The sequence below is a fragment of the Cognatundibacterium crateris genome (genome assembly GCF_010078235.1).
In the GTDB taxonomy this organism is placed as follows: Bacteria; Pseudomonadota; Gammaproteobacteria; order Burkholderiales; family Burkholderiaceae_D; genus Undibacterium; species Undibacterium crateris.
Window position 1 is genome coordinate 282,531 of the sequence record NZ_JAABOS010000005.1, and the last position, 20,038, is coordinate 302,568.

Here is a 20,038-nt window from a genome sequence, read left to right on the forward strand (position 1 = left end):
TTGCTGTCAGTGGATGACTGAAGCGCAAACTTCCGTTTCATAGTTTTGCTTAAATTTTCAAAATAGTAGAAGTAGATAATGCAAAAAAAAGTATTTATTAAAACCTTTGGCTGCCAGATGAATGAGTATGACTCAGACAAAATGGCGGATGTATTGAATGTCTCTGAAGGTTTAGTCAAAACCGACACGCCGGAAGATGCGGATGTGATTCTGCTCAATACCTGCAGCGTGCGCGAAAAAGCCTCGGAAAAAGTGTTTTCCGACCTAGGGCGTCTGCGCGAGCTGAAAAAGAAAAATCCTGACTTGCTGATCGGTGTTGGCGGCTGTGTGGCGTCGCAGGAAGGCGAAGCCATCATTAAACGCGCCCCCTATGTCGACGTGGTATTTGGCCCACAGACGCTGCACCGCTTACCGCAACTGATCGATGCACGCCGCCATTCCGGCCGCTCGCAAGTAGATATCAGTTTCCCTGAAATCGAAAAATTTGATCACCTGCCACCAGCCAAGATAGAAGGCGCGACCGCCTATGTGTCTATCATGGAAGGATGCAGTAAGTATTGCAGTTACTGCGTCGTTCCTTATACCCGTGGTGAAGAAGTATCACGTCGTTTTGAAGATGTGCTGGCCGAAGTGGCCGGTCTCGCGGCGCAGGGCGTGAAAGAAATCTCATTGCTGGGGCAGAATGTGAATGCGTATCGCGGCGTGATGGAAGATGGCGAGATCGCCGACTTTGCCTTGCTGATCGAATACATCGCTGAATTCCCGGAAATTGAACGCATACGCTTTGTGACCAGCCATCCTAAGGAATTCACCCAGCGTCTGATTGATTGCTATGCCAAAGTGCCTAAACTGGTGAATCATTTGTATTTGCCAGCTCAGCATGGTTCTGACCGTATCCTGTCCGCTATGAAGCGCGGTTATACGGCGCTGGAATACAAATCGGTGCTGCGTCGTCTGAAGCAGGTGCGTCCGGATATTGCAGTATCTTCCGATTTCATCGTTGGTTTCCCGGGCGAGACGGACGAGGATTTCAATGCCTTGATGAAGCTGATTGAGGATGTAGGCTTCGATAACAGCTTCAGCTTTATTTTCAGTCCGCGTCCAGGCACGCCAGCGGCGAATCTGGCTGACGATACGCCGCAGGAATTGAAATTGCGCCGTTTGCAGCATCTGCAGGCAGTGATTGATGCGAATACCAAAAAATACAGCAACGCCATGATAGGCACCGTGCAGCGCATCCTGGTCGATGGCCGTTCTGTGAAGAACCCAGCCGAGTTGCAGGGCCGTACTGAAAACAATCGCGTCGTGAATTTCCCTGGTCCTGCCAGCCTGATCGGTACCCTGGTAGACACCCGTATCACGGAGTCGTATAACTATTCGCTGCGCGGCGAACTCATCGATGCGAAGGATGCGGCTGCATCATGATAAAAACGCCTGTGCCGGTTACGCATTTTGTTCCTCAGCCGCTGGATAATAACCGGCTGGCGAACCTGTGCGGTCCGCTCGATGAAAATCTGCGTCAGTTATCTGCGGCGCTGGATGTGACGATATTCCGCCGTGGTGAGAAATTCATTATCAGCGGGCATCAGGGCGAGCGTGCGCTGGCTTTGCTGGAGCATTTTTATGCAATGGCGAAAAAGCCTGTGTCTATCGACGAGGTGCAACTGGCGCTGGTGGAGCAACGTGCTCGCCAACATCAGGCCCAGAGCGCAGACAAACCCGAGCTGGTCAGCCCGATCCCGGCTGGTGCGGCGGCTTTACCGCTGACACCACCGGATGTCAGTGAGATTGAAAGTCCGCTGCTGAAAACCCGCCGCTCCGATTTGCGCGGGCGTACCCCGCTGCAGAATTACTATCTGAAATCGATCTTAGAGCACGACATCACCTTTGGTATCGGCCCGGCCGGAACCGGTAAGACTTATCTTGCGGTTGCCTGTGCGGTTGATGCGCTGGAGCGTGATGCTGTCAAACGCATTATCCTGACACGTCCGGCTGTAGAGGCCGGTGAGCGGCTGGGTTTTCTGCCGGGGGATCTGGCGCAGAAAGTCGATCCCTACCTGCGTCCTTTGTATGACGCGCTGTACGACTTACTGGGTTTCGACCGCACGCAGAAGCTGTTTGAAAAACAAGTGATAGAAATCGCGCCGCTTGCGTATATGCGTGGCCGCACCCTGAACCACGCGTTCATCATTTTGGATGAGGCACAAAACACCACGCCGGAGCAGATGAAGATGTTCCTGACCCGCATAGGCTTCGGCAGTAAAGCGGTGGTGACCGGCGATCCTTCTCAGGTGGATTTGCAGCGCGGACAGCGCAGTGGCTTGATGGATGCCTGCCATGTGCTGAAAGAGGTGCGCGGCATCGCCTACACCCAGTTCACCAGCGCCGACATTGTGCGGCACCCGCTGGTAGGCCGCATCGTCGATGCCTATGAAGCCGCCAGCGAGCACAGCGCAGCCCACCAGGCTGCACTTGGCATGTTTAAAACCGGCAGTTCTGCCTCTACTTCCACACTCAGTACCTCACATCATGGCCGTAAAAAATCCAGCTAAACCTAAACTGACTTTATCCGTGCAGTACGCAGATGCCAGACTGCAGGACGTTCTGCCAAGGCCGCTGCTCAGAAAAACGGTGCAGGCTGCTTTGTTTTTCCCGGCAGAGCTGAACCTGCGTTTTGTCGATGCCGAAGAAGGACAAGTGCTGAATCGCGATTACCGCGGCAAAGACTATGCGACCAATGTACTGACCTTTGCCTACACCGAAGATCAGGATGCCGAAGTGACTCAGGCTGACATCATTTTGTGTACCGATGTCTTGCAGCGTGAAGCCGCGGAACAGGGCAAAGCGGTAGTCGATCATGCACAGCATCTGATTGTGCATGGCGTCTTGCATGCGCAGGGCTATGATCACGAAGTTGACGAAGAAGCGGAAGAGATGGAAGCGCTGGAAATTGAAATCCTCGCGGCGCTGGGTTTAGCCAATCCTTATCAGGAGTAAGCCTGTATGCAATTTCCCTGGCAGCGACACTACGGTCAGCGCATTACGATGGGCGGTCGCGATGTGGTGGTGTTTGGTATGGAGCGCCACTACTGGCAGGATATTTACTACTATGCGATGACGTCCAGCTGGCCACAGTTTTTTCTGGCGGCGGCACTGGTTTTTCTGAGTTTCAATCTGATTTTCGCCAGTCTCTACATGCTGGGCGAGCATCCGATAGCGAATATGGCGCCGGATAATTTTCTGGGTGCTTTTTTCTTTAGCGTGGAAACCCTTGCGACCGTCGGCTATGGAGATATGCATCCGCAAACCGTGTATGCGCACTGGGTGTCGACGACAGAAATTTTTGTCGGGATGGCCAGCGTCGCTTTGATCACGGGGGTGATGTTTGCCCGCTTTTCACGTCCGCGCGCGAGCATCCTGTTCGTCAATCATCCGGTTTCTCATGAAGCAGATGGACAGAAATTGCTTCTGTTCAGGATAGCGAATGCACGCCTGAATATCATCAGTGAAGCATCGGCTAAATTGCGCATGCTACAAGATGAAGAAACCAGCAGCATGGGCAAATTCCGTAAGCTGACTGATCTCAGGCTGGAACGTGATCAGCATCCCATGTTCAGTCTGGGCTGGACGATTATCCATGTGATAGATGCGGATAGTCCTCTATACGGTAAGACGCCAGAGCAACTCAAAGACGTGAATACTGCATTTATACTCACCATCGAAGGCGTGGATGAAACTACTCATCAAATGCAACGTGCACGCCAGTATTATCCGGTACAGGAAATTCGCTGGAATCATCGTTATGTGGATGTCTTGAATTATCAGGGTACGGTAGCTCATCTGCATTACCAACACTTTCATGAGAGCGTAGCCATTTCTGAGGTAGCGCAAGCTGGTCAATGAGTGCTGCACGCTGCCTTGTGAATGACAGCGGAAGTGCATATTTGCAATAGATGCAATAGATGCAACATGAATCTGCAGGATAATTTTGGATTCCGCTCTATTTGTTGTATTCTGTAGGATTGAAACAACGGCGTTAAGCCTCCTATGCAAGAGCACTCTAGCAAGGTCAGATCAGCTGACCTTAAACCTCACCGGTCACTTTTTGAACGATTGACCGCCTTAATTTCTCCCGAACCAGAAAATCGTGCGGAACTGTTAGAAGTTCTGACTGAAGCCCAGGAGCGCAACCTGATCGATGCCGATGCACTGGCAATGATAGAGGGCGTGTTTCAGGTATCCGATTTGTCTGCCCGCGACATCATGGTGCCACGGGCTCAGATGGACGTGATCGACATTTCCAAGCCTATCGATGAATGGATGCCTGAAGTGCTGGCAACTGCGCACTCCCGCTTCCCCGCCATCGATGACGATGATGAAAAAGTGATAGGCATCCTGCTCGCCAAAGACTTATTGCGCTATTACGCTGAAGACGCGTTCGATGTGCGAGACATGCTGCGCCCCGTCATTTACATCCCGGAATCGAAACGTCTGAATGTCTTGCTGCGTGATTTCCGGGCCAATCGCAATCACATGGCCATGGTGGTGGATGAATACGGTGGCGTTTCCGGTCTGATTACGATTGAAGATGTGCTGGAGCAAATCGTAGGCGATATCGAGGATGAGTACGATTTCGAGGAAGAAGAAGACAACATCCTGGCGCTGGAAAACAAAGGTAATGGTAAGCGCTGGCGGGTTAAGGGTGTCACAGAGATCGGACAATTCAATAGCGTATTAGGTGTACGTCTGGCCGGACCTGAGACCGATAGTCTGGCTGAATTCCTGGCGGGTCATCTGGGCGAGGTGCCACACAAGGGCGATGAGTTTACACTCGCCAATCTGCATTTCGAAGTCTTGCGTGCCGATGCACGTCAGGTACAGATTGTGCAGGTAGAACAAAGGCCACGGACGGATGAGGATGAATAAAGCGGTTGCCGCAGCCACCACCTGGCTGACATCCTGCCGCAGCTGGAAACTGAATTTGTTGTTGCTCATCGCAGGCGGATTGAATGTATTTGCATTTGAGCCTTACGGCTTCTGGCAAATACAGACGCTGGGTATGGCGCTGTTGTTCGTCGTGCTGCTGGCACCGGCGCCGGAACAGCAGAGCTATCGTCGTGTCATGCTCCAGTCTGGCCTGTACAGCTTTGCCTGGCTGACGACTAGCATCAGCTGGCTGGTGATAGCGATGTCGCGTTATGGTGGCATGCCCTGGCCGCTGGCCGTACTCGCGCTGATCGTTTTAACTCTTTTCCTGTCTCTGTATAGCGCGGCTTTTGCTGCGTTCTCGCTCTATTTGCGTCGCCGTTTTGCTTTAAGTCGTTTGCAAATTTTGCTGAGTATTTTTCCGGCAGTCTGGATGCTGACGGAATGGTGCAAAGGCTGGATGTTTACCGGCTTTCCCTGGGCGATTGCCGGTTATGCGCACACTAATAGTCCGCTGGCTGCGTATGCGCCAGTGGCGGGCGTTTATGGTCTGAGTTTGCTGGCTGCCATGTTAGCGGCACTGTTGGCAACTACCTTGTTGCCCGCTGTGAGTCGGCGCGCGCGTTGGGCTGCACTGGCTGGTATTGCTGTCTTATTGTTGTCCGGCGCGGCATTGCATGAGGTGAGATGGACGCAGGCTCAGGGCCAGCCTTTGCAAGTCAGATTATTGCAGGGGAATGTCGATCAGGATCTGAAGTTTCAGCAAGAACGTCTGAATGATTCTCTGCGCCTGTATTTCGACATGATTACCGCTGCGCCCGCAGATTTGATCGCGACGCCGGAAACGGCCTTGCCGACCTTGTCGTCTATGCTGCCTGAAGACTATCTGCCGCGTATCAATGCGTTTGCCCAGGAGAGTGGCAGCACGGTTTTGCTGGGCCTGGGTGTGCAGGATGCGGCTGATAAGTATTCAAACAGCCTGCTTGGTTTTTCGCCGCAATATAAGGCACGCGCCTACCGTTACGATAAACATCATTTGCTGCCCTTCGGTGAATTTATCCCCTTCGGCTTCCGTTGGTTTGTAAAGCTGATGCATATCCCCATTGGTGATTTCTCCGGTGCGGGTTTGTATCAAATGCCGATGGCAGTCAAGGATCAGTTTGTGATGCCCGATATTTGCTATGAAAGCCTGTTTGGTGAGGAAATTGCTGAGCAGATTCGTGCGCGTCATGCAGCCAGCGAGGCGGTACCCAGTATTTTGCTGAATGTCTCAAATCTGGCCTGGTATGGCGACTCGATCGCCATGCCCCAGCATTTGCAGTTCGCGCAGATGCGGGTACTGGAAACCGGGCGGCCTTTAATCAGCGCCACCAATACCGGCGCTACCGTAATTATCGATGCTTCGGCTCTGGTAAGGCAGCAACTGCCTTACCAGCAGCAAGCGGTATTGCAGGGGACGGTGCAAGGTATGCAGGGTGTCACACCTTATATCCGGTTCGGAAATGGTTTGGCGCTGGGCGTGGCTTTGCTCCTCATCCTGCTGGCGGTGGTATCACGTCCACGTGGGCACTAACAGCTGGAAACTGGCTGAGCGGAATCAAAAAGGCACTCTTATGAGTGCCTTTTTTGCATCTGAAGCCATGCTATGTCAATTTGCTTCAGCCAGCCTGTTGTTGCTCTATATCTTCCAGGCATTCGCGGCCACGCTGGGTGATTTCCAGTTGTTGGGTTTCAGGGTTTAACTGCACATGCGCTTTTTTGCTCAGGAAGTTAATGATCGCATTCGGCAATTTGACTTCTTCGCCTTTGGCGATAGCGCGTAAGCCATCGATGCATTGTTTGATAAACAGGGTCTGGCGTCCGATTTCAGTTAATTCCAGACTGCCATCCTTGCGAAATGCAATCAATTTAATGCCGGATAATTTTTTTGCGTTACGGTTGACGCAGACACTGGGCTTTCCATGCTTGCCGAGCAGACTAACCTGCTCGAGCGCATCGAATTCATCAATGCTCAATTTGTGATTCATAGTACGGGTCTTTCTTTGGAGTTTGCGGTAACTGGTGCGCACGCCTGACGGATGGGTGGCAGGGAATCGCAGAGCTTGCGGGCGTGTTTTTTGCAGAGCTATTGGCTCTGTGCTTCGCATTCTTGCCCTGCCAGGTGTCAGTACTGCTGTTCATGCTGCTAAATCAGGGGTCTGAATATAGCACATGCGGGCAGTGATCTGCTTTGCTTGGCAGCAGTTAAGCCGGATTCTTTTCCGGATGCTGCTGCAAGCGGCTCCGTGCGACCTGTGAATTTTAGTGATGATCTCTGGTTTGGCCGGGACTGGTCTTGGTGCAAAGAAAATTCAAAAAGTAGTTATGCTACAAAAAGTAGTATAACTACAAAACATCTGCGCTATTTGTGGGCTCGTTGCAACATCTATGGGCATTGATTTAGGTTGTGCGCACTGTTATCGGTCAAATTTCTGTAGTTGTATGTAGTCTTCGTTTGACACTGAATCTAGTTTTAGTACAAAATCGTTTCCGGAACGTAGGGTTCTGGTTAGTAAAGTGGTAGATACAGTGCAGCTCAAAAGTGTGGTTTTATATAAGAGTGAGGGGACAATCAGATGAAGCAACAAATGCAACAGCGCGTGCAGGCTCAGGCTGCGCAGCGCTTTCAGTTAAGCCCGGTCGCAATCGCTTGCGGCGTATTGGTCATGAGTATGTCCAATCTGGCACATGCGCAGGAAGCCAAAGCGGATAAGCCAGCCGCCGATGCCAAGTCAACGACCGTGGTTGTGACCGGTATCCGTAAAGGTATCGAAGACGCGATCAGCGTGAAAAAGAATTCCAACGCGATTGTTGAGGCAATCTCCGCAGAAGATATCGGTAAATTGCCAGACACCAGTATTGCAGAATCGATTGCCCGTCTGCCTGGCTTGTCAGCACAACGCGTGAATGGTCAGGCACAGCAAATCAGTATCCGTGGTACATCCGGTGATTTATCCACTGTGACGCTGAATGGCCGTGAACAAGTATCTACCAGTGCCAGCCGCGTAGTTGAATATGATCAGTATCCATCCGAGCTGATCAGCGGCGTGACTGTCTATAAAACAGCTGATCCTTCTCTGGTTGGACAGGGTTTGTCCGGCACAGTCGATCTGCAGACCGTGAAACCTTTGGCCTTTGCAGGTCGTACCATTGCTGTGAATGTACGTGGTGAGCGTAATTCCCTGGGCAGCGAAAGCCCGGGTGCACCTAACACCGGTAATCGTGTCAGCGCCTCCTATATCGACCAGTTTGCAAACCGTACCGTTGGTGTGGCACTGGGCTTTGCGCATAGCGATAAACCGAATGTGAACAATTTCTTCGAAACCTGGAACTGGGTAGAAGGCAATAAAGGCGTACCCGATGGCGTGAAAGCCCCGCAAGGTATTAAAGCCCTGGCGATCACAGGCAATTCCAAACGTGATGGTTTAATCGGTGTGGTCGAATGGCGTCCATCCAAAACCTTCACATCAACTTTTGATGCTTACCATTCTGAGTTAAAGCAGGATGAAGTGCGTCGTGGTTTTGAAGTACCGTTTGAAAGCTGGTCCGGTGCCAGCTTCTCTAACCTGAATGTGGTCAACGGTCTGGCAGTCGCTGGTACGATTAACGCGAGTCCGGTGATCCGTAATAATTCCTTTACTAAAGAGAGTGAGATCACTGCCTTTGGCTGGAATAATAAATTCACGCTGGATCAATGGACACTGGTAGCTGACATCAGCCACTCCTCAGCAAAAATCAAAGAAAAACTGATCGAAATTAACTCTGGTCGCGCAGCGGGCAATATCAGCTACAACTACGCAAATGGCCGTGATATTCCGACTTTCACTTTCTCTGATAGTTTGTCTGATCCGGCTGCGATCAAGATTGGCGGTAAATTCGGCGATGGTTATGTGAACGTACCTTCGCTCAACGACAAGCTGAATTCTTTCCGCCTCAGTGCGCGTCGTGATTTTAACGACGGCATGATTTCCAGTGCTGAAGTTGGTGTGAATTACTCCAAGCGCGATAAATCCAAAGAACATCTTGAAACCGGCTTTGATAAGATAGGCGATGGTTCATTTTCTTCCAGCGTCTTGAACGGCCCTCAGGACCTGAGCTTCCTGAATATGCCAAACACGCTGAGCTGGAATATTCCGGCAGTTTTAGCAGGAAATTTCGGTCCATATAACGCTGTGGTATTGAATCCTTGGGGGGCAACGAAGAACTGGTCGCTGACTGAGAAGGTCACTACCGGCTATGCCAAACTGAATCTGGATACCGAAGTCTCCAGCATTCCGGTCGCAGGTAACTTTGGTGTGCAGGTAGTCCGTACCGATCAGTCGTCGACATCGAATGCCTTGCTGTCCTGGCCTATCGCTGCGCTGGTACCGATCACGGATGGTAAGGTGTATACCGACGTATTGCCTAGTCTGAATCTGGCCGCGACTTTCCCTGGCGAGCAAATCGTCCGCTTTGGTATCGGTAAATCGATAGCACGCGCCAAGCTGGACGAGTTGAATGCTGCACGCGAAGTCGGTTTGTCTAACGGTAAAACCGGTACCCCTAGCGGCAATGGTGGTAATGCCAAACTCGATCCGTGGAAAGCAGATTATGTCGATCTGTCTTACGAAAAATACTTCGGTAAGAAGGCTTATGTCTCCGCTGCGGTATTCCACAAGCAATTGAAATCGTATATCTACAAACAGACCACACCTTACGATTTCTCTGCCATGAATATCCCTGGTGCGACAACCAATACCGGTACTTTCACGCAGCCTATCAATGGTCAGGGCGGTAAGTTGCAGGGACTGGAATTGGCAGTATCTTTACCATTGGATCTGGTTTCGCCTATGCTGGATGGCTTTGGTGTGACTGCGAATCTGTCGCTGACCAATAGCGCGATTTCGATTAAAGATCAGCGTTTTGGCAGTCAAAGTGTACCTCTGCCAGGCTTGTCTAAAAATGTCGCTAACCTGACTGCTTACTATGAGAAAGATGGTTACTCTGCCCGTATCAGCCAGCGTCGTCGCAGCGATTTCGTTGGCGAAATCGGTGGCCCAGGTGGTCAGAATGAGCTGACTTTTGTGAAGGCGGATACTGTCGTTGATCTGCAATTGGGCTATGACTTCAGCAGCGGTTTCGCGAAAGGTGCTTCGCTCTTATTCCAGGTGAATAATCTGACCGATACTGCATTCCAGACTTACTCTGGCTCGCCTGATCGTCCACGTGGCTATCAAAAATATGGCCGCCAGATGTTCGTTGGCATCAACTATAAGATGTAATTTTTGTCTTGTTATTGAAAGCCCTTCTGCAGCTCAGGCTGAGAAGGGCTTTTTTTGAGATATGCTGCGGCACTGTATGCAGACTTAGCATATCTGCTGGAATGGCAAGAGTAAGCCAGTCATAATCAGACTTCATGAGGCGAAACTGTAGCGGTTTCGTGAATTGGAGCATTTCTTATTCAGGCGGGGACAAACAGATGCAAAGTATCGTCAATAAACCCACGCTGTCGTTCTGGCAGTTGTGGAATATGAGTTTTGGTTTTTTTGGTATCCAGTTTGGATTCGCTCTGCAAAATGCGAACACCAGCCGCATTTTCTCTACCCTGGGCGCGCTGCCTGATGACCTGCCTTTATTCTGGCTCGCAGCACCGGTGACCGGTTTGCTGGTGCAGCCGATAATCGGCTATCTGAGCGACCGTACCTGGCATCCGACCTGGGGCCGGCGCCGTCCCTTTTTCTTTATCGGTGCCTTGCTTGCATCATTTGCCTTATTAGCGATGCCACATGCCAGCGCAATCTGGATGGCGGTTGTGGTCTTATGGCTGATGGATGCGGCGATTAATGTCTCTATGGAGCCATTCCGTGCCTTCGTCGGCGATAAGCTGGCACCATCACAGCAAACCGCGGGATTTGCGATGCAAACCTTCTTCATCGGTTGCGGCGCCGTGATTGCCTCGCTGTTGCCTACATTTTTTTCAGATGTCATGGGCGTGAGTAATGTTTCATTGGATGGTGGCATACCGGATACCGTCAGATACTCGTTTTACGCCGGTGGCAGTATTTATTTTCTGGCTGTGCTGTGGACGGTGATTAGCAGTGAGGAATTGCCACCGCAGGATATGCAAAAGTTTGAGCAGCAACGTGCTGCCAGCAAGGGTATAGCGGCAGCCGTGCGTGAAATGGTATCCGGTTTCATGCATATGCCTGAGACCATGATCAAGCTGGCGGTCGTACAATTCTTTACCTGGATCGCTTTGTTCGCGATGTGGATCTACACCACCACCGCAATTGCAGAACATATTTTTGCGACCACGAATTCGCAATCCTCCAGTTTTCAGGAAGCGGGTAATTGGGTAGGTACCATGTTTGCGGTCTATAACGGCGTGTCTGCGCTTGCGGCGTTTTTATTACCGGTACTGGCGAAACGCAGCAGTAAAAAATTAGTCCACATGCTGTGTCTGCTGGCAGGTGGAGCCGGGCTGATCAGTATCTACTTCATCCATACACAACTATGGTTATTGCTGCCTATGCTGGGCATGGGACTGGCGTGGGCCAGCATACTCACGATGCCTTATGCTTTGCTGGCGTCTTCTTTGCCACAAGAAAAAATGGGCTATTACATGGGAGTGTTCAACTTCTTCATCGTGATCCCGCAAATTGTGAGTGGCTTATTGCTGGGTTGGGTGACCCGTCACTGGTTTGGCGGCCAGACCGTCAAAACTCTGATGCTGGGTGGTGCCTGCATGATCGTTGCCGGTTTGCTGAGCCTGATGATTAAAGAAGAAGCTGCCGCATAAACCGCTTCCTATTCGTTAAAGAAAAACTACTTTGCCCCCAGCCTCTACTGGCTGGGCTTGGCAGCACAGTGGCGCTTGGCCCGTGTTATGGAGTGAAAGCTAAAATGAAGTATGTAATGAATGCAGCCCTGGCCGGATTGCTGAGCTTACCTGGCTGTGGCTTGGCCCAGTCTCAGTCTCAGCCACAACAAGCGCCGCAACATACGCAACAACAAGCACAAACGTACTCCGCTACGGCTACTGCGATCCGCTCTGCAAAATCCCATGCACAACAACAGGCAGCGCGCTTTTTATGGGCCAATGCGACGGTCTATTTTTTACTGACTGATCGTTTTTTGAATGCCAATCCGCGCAACGATCATGCCTATGGACGTCAGGCCGATGGCGCTGCTTTGCGTTCTTTCATGGGTGGCGATCTGGCAGGTGTGACCCGAAAAATCAAAGAGGGCTATTTCAATGCCCTGGGTGTGAATGCACTCTGGATTACGCCGCCGGTAGAACAGGTGCATGGCGCAACCGATGAGGGTAGCGGCCGCTCGTATGGTTTTCATGGCTATTGGGCCAAAGATTTCACCCGCCTTGATGCGAGTCTGGGGAGCGAGCAGGATTTGCGTGAACTGGTCGACACCGCGCACAAACACGGTATACGGATATTGCTGGACGTGGTGATGAATCATACTGGCCCGGCGACTGAAAAGGATGCCTTGTGGGCCGACAGCTGGATCAGATTAGACCCGGTGTGTACTTATCAGGATGTGCCGACTACCGTAGCCTGTGCCTTGGTGAAGGGCTTGCCCGATCTGAAAACCGAAGTCAGTACTGATGTGCCACTGCCGCCGGTACTCGCTGAAAAATGGAAGGCAGAAGGGCGCTACGAGCAGGAAGTGCGTGAACTCGATGCTTTCTTTGCACGTACCGGATTGCCTCGTGCACCGCGCTATTACCTGATGAAATGGCATACCGACTGGGTGCGCCGTTTTGGCATCGATGGCTTTCGTGCAGATACTGTCAAACACACAGAGCCGGAATTATGGAAGGAGCTGAAGACACTCGCGAGTGAAGCGCACAGCGACTGGAAACGCAGCAATCCTGCCAAGGTCTATTTTGATGAACCGTTTTACATGACGGCAGAAGTGTACGGCTACAGCTTGCAGCAGGGGCAGCAATTCCGTATGGATGGTGGCAGTCAGATCAATTACTTTCAGTATGGTTTCGACAGCCTGATTAATTTTGGTTTTAAGTCCGACGCGAAAGCGGATTATGAAACTCTGTTTTCATCTTATGCGCGTCAATTGCATGGACCGCTCAAACCATATTCGGTCTTGAATTACATCAGTTCCCACGATGATGGCCAGCCTTTTGATCCGCTCCGGCAGCAAGCAATTGCAGCGGGTACGCGCTTATTGCTGAGTCCGGGAGCGGCACAGATTTACTACGGTGATGAAACCGCGCGCGACTTGCAGGTGGCACATGCGAATGGCGATGCCAAACTGCGTTCTATGATGAATTGGGATGATTTGAAAAAAAATCGCCGGGTACAGAATAGCCATGTGCAAGAGATACTGCGGCATTGGCAAAAGCTGGGTCGTTTCCGCCAACTGCATCCGGCTATAGGTGCGGGTCAGCATCAGCAACTGGCGACTCAGCCCTATACGTTTTCCAGAATTTTGCAGCAGGCTGACTGGCAGGATCAGGTGGTGATCGCACTCGACCTGCCAGCCGCGCAGCCCGTCAGCATCACCGTCGCACCTGTGTTCGCCGATGGCAGCCGGGTCAAAGACAGCTATACCGGACACTCTGCTATCGTCAAAGATGGCAAAGTCAGTTTGCCGCGCGCAGGCATTGTCGCGCTTATCGCACAGGATCAATGATGAAATTCACTATCAGTAGCCAGTCTAAAAATCATCGTATGTCTAGCGCTTTCCGTCAGTCACACGGCCTCTATACAATATGGATCAGCACCTTACTCGCGGCGGCCTTGATACCTGCTGCCTATGCCCAGAATGCGCAGCGCAGCGTGCAGGATGTGGTGCAGAAAGAATCTGTTTTAGAGTTGCGCCTGAACGATGGTGTGGTGCAGTTCCGGCCTTATGCAGCGAATCTGATCGAAACCAGTTTTACTCCTCAGGATGCAGCTTCGCCACCGCCATCGCATGCGGTAGTGATGAAGCCTTTACAGGTGCCTGTGCGTTTGCGGCAGGATAAGGAGCAGATAGAATTCCGGGCCGGTGATATGCTGCTCAAAATCAGTAAATCGCCATATCAGGTCAGTTACTTTTATAAAGACCGGCCCTTACTCTCTGAACAGCAAGGCTTCTACCAGGCCGGTGCCGCGCAAGTCGTCGATTTCAATATCAGTCAGGATGAGGTGCTGTATGGTGCTGGCGCACGTGCGCTGGGTATGAACCGGCGTGGTCATCGTCTGCCGCTGTATAACAAGGCGCACTATGGCTATGAAGAGCGTTCAGAGCAAATGAATTTTGCTATGCCGCTGGTGTATTCATCGAAGTTATACGGCATCCATTTTGATAATGCCAGTACCGGCTTTCTGGACCTCGACAGTCAAAAGAATAATCGCCTGGCATTTGAGGCGAATGGTGGTCGCCAGACTTACCAGATTTTTGCGGCTGATCAGTGGGAGAATCTGATCGCCACCTACACCACGCTGACCGGTAAGCAGCCGCTGCCGGCACGCTGGGTACTGGGCAATTTCGCGAGTCGCTTTGGCTATCATAGCGAGCAGGAAGCGCGCACGATAGTGCAAAAATTTAAGGCTGAGGCCATCCCGCTGGACGCGATTATTTTCGATTTGTTCTGGTTTGGGAAAGAAGTCAAAGGAACGATGGGCAATCTGGCCTTCGATCGTGACAGCTTTCCTCAGCCCGAAAAAATGATGGCAGATTTTGCCAAACAGGGCGTGAAAACTATCCTGATCACCGAGCCATTTATCCTCACCACATCCAAGCGCTGGAAAGAGGCGACCGAGCAGCGCATCCTGGCTACTGATGCGCACGGCAAGGCGGCGACTTATGATTTTTATTTCGGCCATACCGGCCTGATCGATGTGTTCGATCCGGTCGCCAAAGACTGGTTCTGGAATATCTATGCCGGCTTGAAGAAGCAGGGCGTAAGCGGATGGTGGGGCGATCTCGGTGAGCCGGAAGTACATCCATCCCATGTGCAGCACAAGACCGGCAGCGCCGATCAGGTACACAATATTTATGGTCATGAGTGGGCAAAACTGATTGCGCAGGGATACCAGAAACACTACCCCAATGAGCGTCCATTTATCCTGATGCGTGCCGGTTATTCCGGGTCTCAGCACTATGGCATGATACCGTGGTCAGGCGATGTGAACCGGACCTGGGGTGGCTTGCGTTCGCAACCTGAGATCGCCTTACAGATGGGTATGCAGGGTATGGCATATATGCATTCCGATCTGGGTGGTTTTGCCGGTGCGAATCTGGATGATGAGTTATATGCGCGCTGGTTGCAGTATGGTGTGTTTCAGCCAGTGTTCCGGCCCCATGCGCAGGAAGAAGTCGCCTCTGAGCCGGTGCTGCGTTCCGCACATGCAAAAGCATTGGCAAAGGCCGCGATAGAATTGCGTTATCAATTGCTGCCGTATAACTACACACTGAGCTTTTTGAATCATCAGCGCGGCTTGCCACTGATGCGTCCTTTATTCTTTGCCGAGCCAGCCAATCCAGCCTTGCTAGCGGACGCCAGCAGCTATTTCTGGGGCAATGATTTCCTGGTACATCCTGTGCTTCAGGCGGGCCAGAAACAGGCAGAAATCTATTTTCCGAAAAACGGACCCTGGCTGGATTTTTATACAGGTCAGCGTTACGCGGCTGGCAGTCGTGCAGCAGTCTCTTTGCAAGCGGACCGGATACCGGTGTTTGTGCGCGCCGGTGCCTGGATTCCACAGGTGCAGGGCTTGCAAAACACCGCACAATTTGATGTGAGTAAGCTGGATCTGCATTACTACTATGACGAGGAGCAGACAGTAAGCGAAGGCATGCTGTATGACGATGATGGATTAACTGCGAATGCCTACGAGTCCCGCGCTTATGCCTTTATGCGTTTCCGCGCGCAAAAGCAGCAGGTACTGCAAACCCGGCAAAAACAGTTGACCCTGTCTTTCGATCACGAATATGGTAAGCAGTATGTGGCTAAGGACAGAAGCTGGCGTCTGGTGGTGCATCAGATGAAGCAACGTCCGCAGTCTGTAAAGCTGAATCAGCAAGATGTCGCGTTTACCTGGGATGCACAGAAGCAGGCGTTAAGCGTGGACCTGGCATGGAAAGCCAGACAGCAATTACGCATGCAAGTGCTGTGGGCAGAAGCTGAAAATTAGTCAGCGTCGCTGACGCTGTGGTAAATTGCAGGAAATTTCGTCACCCTTGTGCCGTGCTGAGTCTGAGCGCACACGCCACGGTGACCCGCTTAAGAAAATAGCGCATGATAGCGCGCAGAATGAACAAGCAAGCCTGGACATGACCGACAACGCAATTGCAGATGTAGCCAGCGCCGGATTTTCCGGCGGCCCACGATTACTCGCCGACATAGGCGCGACCCATGCACGTTTCACACTCGAAACTGCACCCGGCGTGTTCGAAGCGGTGCGGGTACTGAAATGTGATGATTTCAGCGGCATCGTGCCCTTATTACAGGCTTACCTGAGCGAACATGAAGGGCGGCGTATACACCATGCAGCCTTTGCGATTGCCAATCCTATCGATGGCGATGATATCCGCATGACCAATCGCGCCTGGTCGTTTTCTATCGAAGCAGTACGCCGTGAATTCGGCTTGTACACGCTGTTGATTGTGAATGACTTTACAGCGCTGGCGATGTCGCTGCCTGGGCTGCAGCCGGCAGATGTGCAACAGATAGGGGGTGGTCAGCCAGTCGCTAAGTCTGTGATAGGCGTGCTCGGTCCGGGTACTGGCCTGGGTGTGTCTGGTCTGATTCCGACTTCCGACGGTTTTGTGACATTAGGTTCTGAAGGTGGCCACGTCAATTTCGCACCTTGCGACGAGCGTGAATATGCGATTTTGCAATACGCGTGGAAAGAGTGGCCGCATGTATCTGCCGAGCGCCTGATTTCCGGACCCGGACTGGAACTGATTTATATGGCGCTGGCGGATCGTCATCAGCGTCAGGCCGAACCGCTGGCGGCGCAGGAAATCATGCGCCAGGCTTTGCAGGAAAAAGAAGCGCTGGCGCTGGAAGCGATAGAATGTTTCTGCGCGATGTTAGGCAGCTTCAGCGCCAATCTGGCAGTGACGCTGGGTGCCTTTGGTGGCATTTATATCGGTGGCGGCATCGTGCCACAGATGGTCGGCTATTTTGCTGAATCCCCTTTCCGTTCCCGTTTCGAAGCCAAAGGACGCTTCAGCACATATCTGGGGCAGATACCGACTTACGTCATCACCACACCGAATCCGGCTTTTTATGGCGTGTCAGCGATTTTGTCCGAGCATTTGCGTGGGCGCAGTGGTGACAGCTCACTCATGGATCGCATACAGCAAATCCAGACCGAACTGACACCAGCGGAACGCCGGGTTGCCAAGCTGGTGCTGGAAAATCCACGCACAGTCTTGAATGAGGCGATCGCTGAGATCGCGCGGCTGGCCGATGTGAGTCAGCCTACTGTGATCCGCTTCTGCCGTTCGCTGGGCTTCACCGGACTGGCAGACTTTAAACTCAAATTTGCCAGCAGTCTGACTGGCACTATCCCGGTGCGACACAGCCAGGTCCGGCGTAGCGACAGCACGCATGATCTGAGTGCCAAGGTGATTGATAATACCGTATCGGCGATATTGAATTTCCGCGATCAGCTGGAGGTGCATGCGATAGACCGTGCCATCAGTCTGCTCAGAAAAGCGAATAAAATTGAATTTTACGCAGTTGGTAACTCGCGCGCGGTGGCACTGGATGGACAACATAAATTTTTCCGCTTCCGCATTCCTACTGCCAGTTATGGCGATGCCCATTTATTTAGCATGGCGGCTGAATTACTGAATCCCGGCGATGTGGTGATCGTGGTATCGAATTCCGGTAAATTACCTGAGTTGCTGCACGCTGCCGAAGCTGCATTGGCCGCCGGTGCTGATGTGATTGCGATTGCCCCGCATCAGTCGCCGCTGGCACGGCTGGCCAGCGTTTGCCTGGCGGTGAATCATACCGAAGACAATGCGACTTTCCTGTCCATGATATCCCGCATACTGCAGTTACTGTTGATCGATATTCTGGCTGTTGGTTTGTCTATGGACGTTGGCACTCATCCGGCTGAGGCGCGCGCGCGCGAGGCTTCCCGTCTAAGCCATTTGCTCATTTCCCACCTCGACAGCTGAGTCTCGCTGTTCATTCGCTGGCACAGACCTTACAATGCGGTCTGTGCCAAGACACAACTGCAGTTCATACGCTTTCAGTCACTTGGCCAGCGCCAGCATAGCTGAGCGCATATTCATTGGCACTTCTTCCTTTTTTGCGATTGTTTTTTATGAAGTCTTTTCTGAAGTCTGTGCAGACACTGAAAAATCAGTGGTTCTCTTCCTCGCCTGTGCCGGTAGCCGCGAGTTTGCCGGCCGGCGTTACAGCCAGTGATCCTGTGCTGACGTCCTTGCTGATCGCGGTATTGAATCAGCATCAACGGCTGGCAGAAGAAGGACCTGGATTTGTACGTCTGCCCAGTGGACTTTGCCTCAGCATACAGGCACTGGAAAAGAAAGAACTGGGGCCGGAGCGGGTGAAAACCGCCACCCGTATTACTGTCTGGCATACTGAGTTTTTCCCTGAAGGTATCACTGAGTATCAGCACGCGTTAGGGAAAGATGAAAGCAGCGCGCTGAGCGAAGGCATACAGAACTGGATCAATATGGATTTAGTGGCGCTGGAAGAGGCCGTAGTCGATTATCCACAACAATGTGCGGTGATCGAACTCAATACCGCCGCTGGTGAGAGTGCTGCTGCACGCTACCGCCAGATCATACTCGGACCGGTCGCGCATCTGGCCACGCTGCCTGAAAAGAAAAAGGAAGACCATCCATTTTGCCCGTGCTGCCTGATGACGGAGACGATGGAAGCTTTTCATGATGTGCTGCAAACAGAGCGCCTGCTTGGCATACGCTTGTTTGTCTCGCGTGATCAGCATGGACAATTGAATGCAGATTGCCGTGTGAATGGTGAGGATTTCCCAGCTGCTCTGCCTTTGCTGACGGCGTACGCCGAAAAATGGCCGCAGCGTGGGTTGGAGTTCCGTAAGCAATATGTGCTTGTGCGTTCTGCGCAGAATAGCATTCATCAGAAATCGCAGTCTGTGCAAGCGTCAGAGGATCAAACTAAGTGAGTCTCCTATGAATCCAGTTTTTATCTTGAGCCGCATGATAGCTATCGTTGCAGCAATTGTGTTGACTGCCTTATTGATACTGGCGCCGTTTTGGATCGTGAATCACGCCGGGCCAGCGGCTTTGCTATGGTATGAAGGCTTATCAGTAGCGATGCAAAGCAGGGTGGACTTTGCCTTACGCTGGTTTGCACCCGCCATCGTTGCTGTTTGTGGCTTGATATTGTTAGCCTTAATGGTGCGTCGCACCCTGGCCACCAAACGCGGCGATGAACACCGCCCTTTGTAAAACTCGGCATCATTGGTGGCGGTGTTAAGGTATTTAAAAGCGTTTAAGACCTTAAAACCTTAACAGCGTTTAACACAGAGACACGGAGATAGCACAGAGGACACAGAGAAAAGCAAAGCAGGAAAAGTAGTTTGATCTACTTTACTTTCTTACGTCTTTCTCTGTGTCTCTGTGTCTCTGTGTTTAAAGGTTTAAAGGTTACAGGCTTAAAACCTGAAAAGCGTTCAACACAGAGACACGGAGATAGCACAGAGGACACAGAGCAAAGCAAAGCAGGAAAAGTCGTTTGATCTACTTTACTTTCTTACGTCTTTCTCGGTGTCTCTGTGTCTCTGTGTCTCTGTGTCTCTGTGTCTCTGTGTCTCTGTGTCTCTGTGTCTCTGTGTCTCTGTGTCTCTGTGTCTCTGTGTCTCTGTGTCTCTGTGTCTCTGTGTCTCTGTGTCTCTGTGTCTCTGTGTTTAAAGGTTTAAAGGTTTAAAGGTTTAAAGGTTTAAAGATTTAAAGATTTAAAACGTTTAAAACACTGAATGCGCAGGTAAGAAAAAAGGCAGGGGTATCCCTGCCTTTTTTTGATCCGTCTGGCTTGCATAGCGATGCATGCCGGGGGTGAGGACCTTTTACTTCATAAACTGCTCATTCCCAACCATACCGA

Annotated in this window: 14 protein-coding genes; 13 read left to right on the forward strand and 1 reads right to left on the reverse strand. The window is 51.7% G+C overall.

Annotation, left to right across the window (positions count from 1 at the left end):
* Positions 1-78: 78 nt before the first annotated feature.
* The 6 genes from miaB to lnt all read left to right on the forward strand — a co-directional run bounded on the left by miaB (position 79) and on the right by lnt (position 6,499).
* Positions 79-1,425 (forward strand): tRNA (N6-isopentenyl adenosine(37)-C2)-methylthiotransferase MiaB, encoded by a 1,347-nt coding sequence (miaB, locus tag EYB48_RS11975; protein ID WP_162020578.1) that lies wholly within the window; start codon positions 79-81, stop codon positions 1,423-1,425.
* A complete protein-coding gene (locus EYB48_RS11980; RefSeq protein WP_202927765.1) occupies positions 1,422-2,552 on the forward strand; it encodes a PhoH family protein in 1,131 nt (376 codons plus the stop codon). The genes miaB and EYB48_RS11980 overlap by 4 nt, the downstream gene beginning before the upstream one ends.
* A complete protein-coding gene (gene ybeY, locus EYB48_RS11985) occupies positions 2,530-2,997 on the forward strand; it encodes an rRNA maturation RNase YbeY (RefSeq protein WP_162020579.1) in 468 nt (155 codons plus the stop codon). Before EYB48_RS11980 ends, ybeY begins: the two co-directional genes overlap by 23 nt.
* Before the next feature lie 6 nt (positions 2,998-3,003).
* Positions 3,004-3,903 carry an ion channel gene (locus tag EYB48_RS11990; RefSeq protein WP_162020580.1) on the forward strand — a complete coding sequence of 300 codons (900 nt, stop codon included), beginning with the start codon at positions 3,004-3,006 and terminating at the stop codon, positions 3,901-3,903.
* A gap of 144 nt (positions 3,904-4,047) precedes the next feature.
* Positions 4,048-4,926 carry an HlyC/CorC family transporter gene (locus tag EYB48_RS11995; RefSeq protein ID WP_162020581.1) on the forward strand — a complete coding sequence of 293 codons (879 nt, stop codon included), beginning with the start codon at positions 4,048-4,050 and terminating at the stop codon, positions 4,924-4,926.
* Positions 4,919-6,499: an apolipoprotein N-acyltransferase gene (gene lnt, locus EYB48_RS12000; protein ID WP_162020582.1), complete on the forward strand. Its 1,581-nt coding sequence runs from the start codon at positions 4,919-4,921 to the stop codon at positions 6,497-6,499. Before EYB48_RS11995 ends, lnt begins: the two co-directional genes overlap by 8 nt.
* Positions 6,500-6,584: 85 nt before the next feature.
* Here the strand turns inward: lnt and EYB48_RS12005 are convergent, their stop codons facing one another.
* The gene (locus tag EYB48_RS12005) at positions 6,585-6,953 is read right to left on the reverse strand and encodes a hypothetical protein (RefSeq protein ID WP_162020583.1); all 369 of its coding nucleotides are present in this window, start codon (positions 6,951-6,953) and stop codon (positions 6,585-6,587) included.
* Between the two features lie 588 nt (positions 6,954-7,541).
* On the opposite strand from EYB48_RS12005, the gene EYB48_RS12010 reads away from it, so the two are divergent.
* The 7 genes from EYB48_RS12010 (at position 7,542) to EYB48_RS12040 (ending at position 19,386) form a co-directional block, all read left to right on the forward strand.
* A complete protein-coding gene (locus EYB48_RS12010; protein WP_235935079.1) occupies positions 7,542-10,226 on the forward strand; it encodes a TonB-dependent receptor in 2,685 nt (894 codons plus the stop codon).
* A gap of 197 nt (positions 10,227-10,423) precedes the next feature.
* Positions 10,424-11,743 (forward strand): MFS transporter, encoded by a 1,320-nt coding sequence (locus tag EYB48_RS12015; RefSeq protein WP_162020584.1) that lies wholly within the window; start codon positions 10,424-10,426, stop codon positions 11,741-11,743.
* Between the two features lie 116 nt (positions 11,744-11,859).
* Positions 11,860-13,614: an alpha-amylase family glycosyl hydrolase gene (locus EYB48_RS12020; RefSeq protein ID WP_162020585.1), complete on the forward strand. Its 1,755-nt coding sequence runs from the start codon at positions 11,860-11,862 to the stop codon at positions 13,612-13,614.
* A 38-nt stretch (positions 13,615-13,652) separates the two neighbouring features.
* On the forward strand, positions 13,653-16,103 hold the full coding sequence (locus tag EYB48_RS12025) for a glycoside hydrolase family 31 protein (RefSeq protein ID WP_162020586.1): 2,451 nt from the start codon (positions 13,653-13,655) through the stop codon (positions 16,101-16,103).
* A 139-nt stretch (positions 16,104-16,242) separates the two neighbouring features.
* Positions 16,243-18,105 (forward strand): glucokinase, encoded by a 1,863-nt coding sequence (locus tag EYB48_RS12030; RefSeq protein WP_162020587.1) that lies wholly within the window; start codon positions 16,243-16,245, stop codon positions 18,103-18,105.
* Between the two features lie 149 nt (positions 18,106-18,254).
* Positions 18,255-19,100, forward strand: coding sequence for a DUF6348 family protein (locus EYB48_RS12035; RefSeq protein ID WP_162020588.1), 846 nt, complete (start codon positions 18,255-18,257; stop codon positions 19,098-19,100).
* A gap of 7 nt (positions 19,101-19,107) precedes the next feature.
* On the forward strand, positions 19,108-19,386 hold the full coding sequence (locus tag EYB48_RS12040; RefSeq protein WP_162020589.1) for a hypothetical protein: 279 nt from the start codon (positions 19,108-19,110) through the stop codon (positions 19,384-19,386).
* Positions 19,387-20,038: the final 652 nt, after the last annotated feature.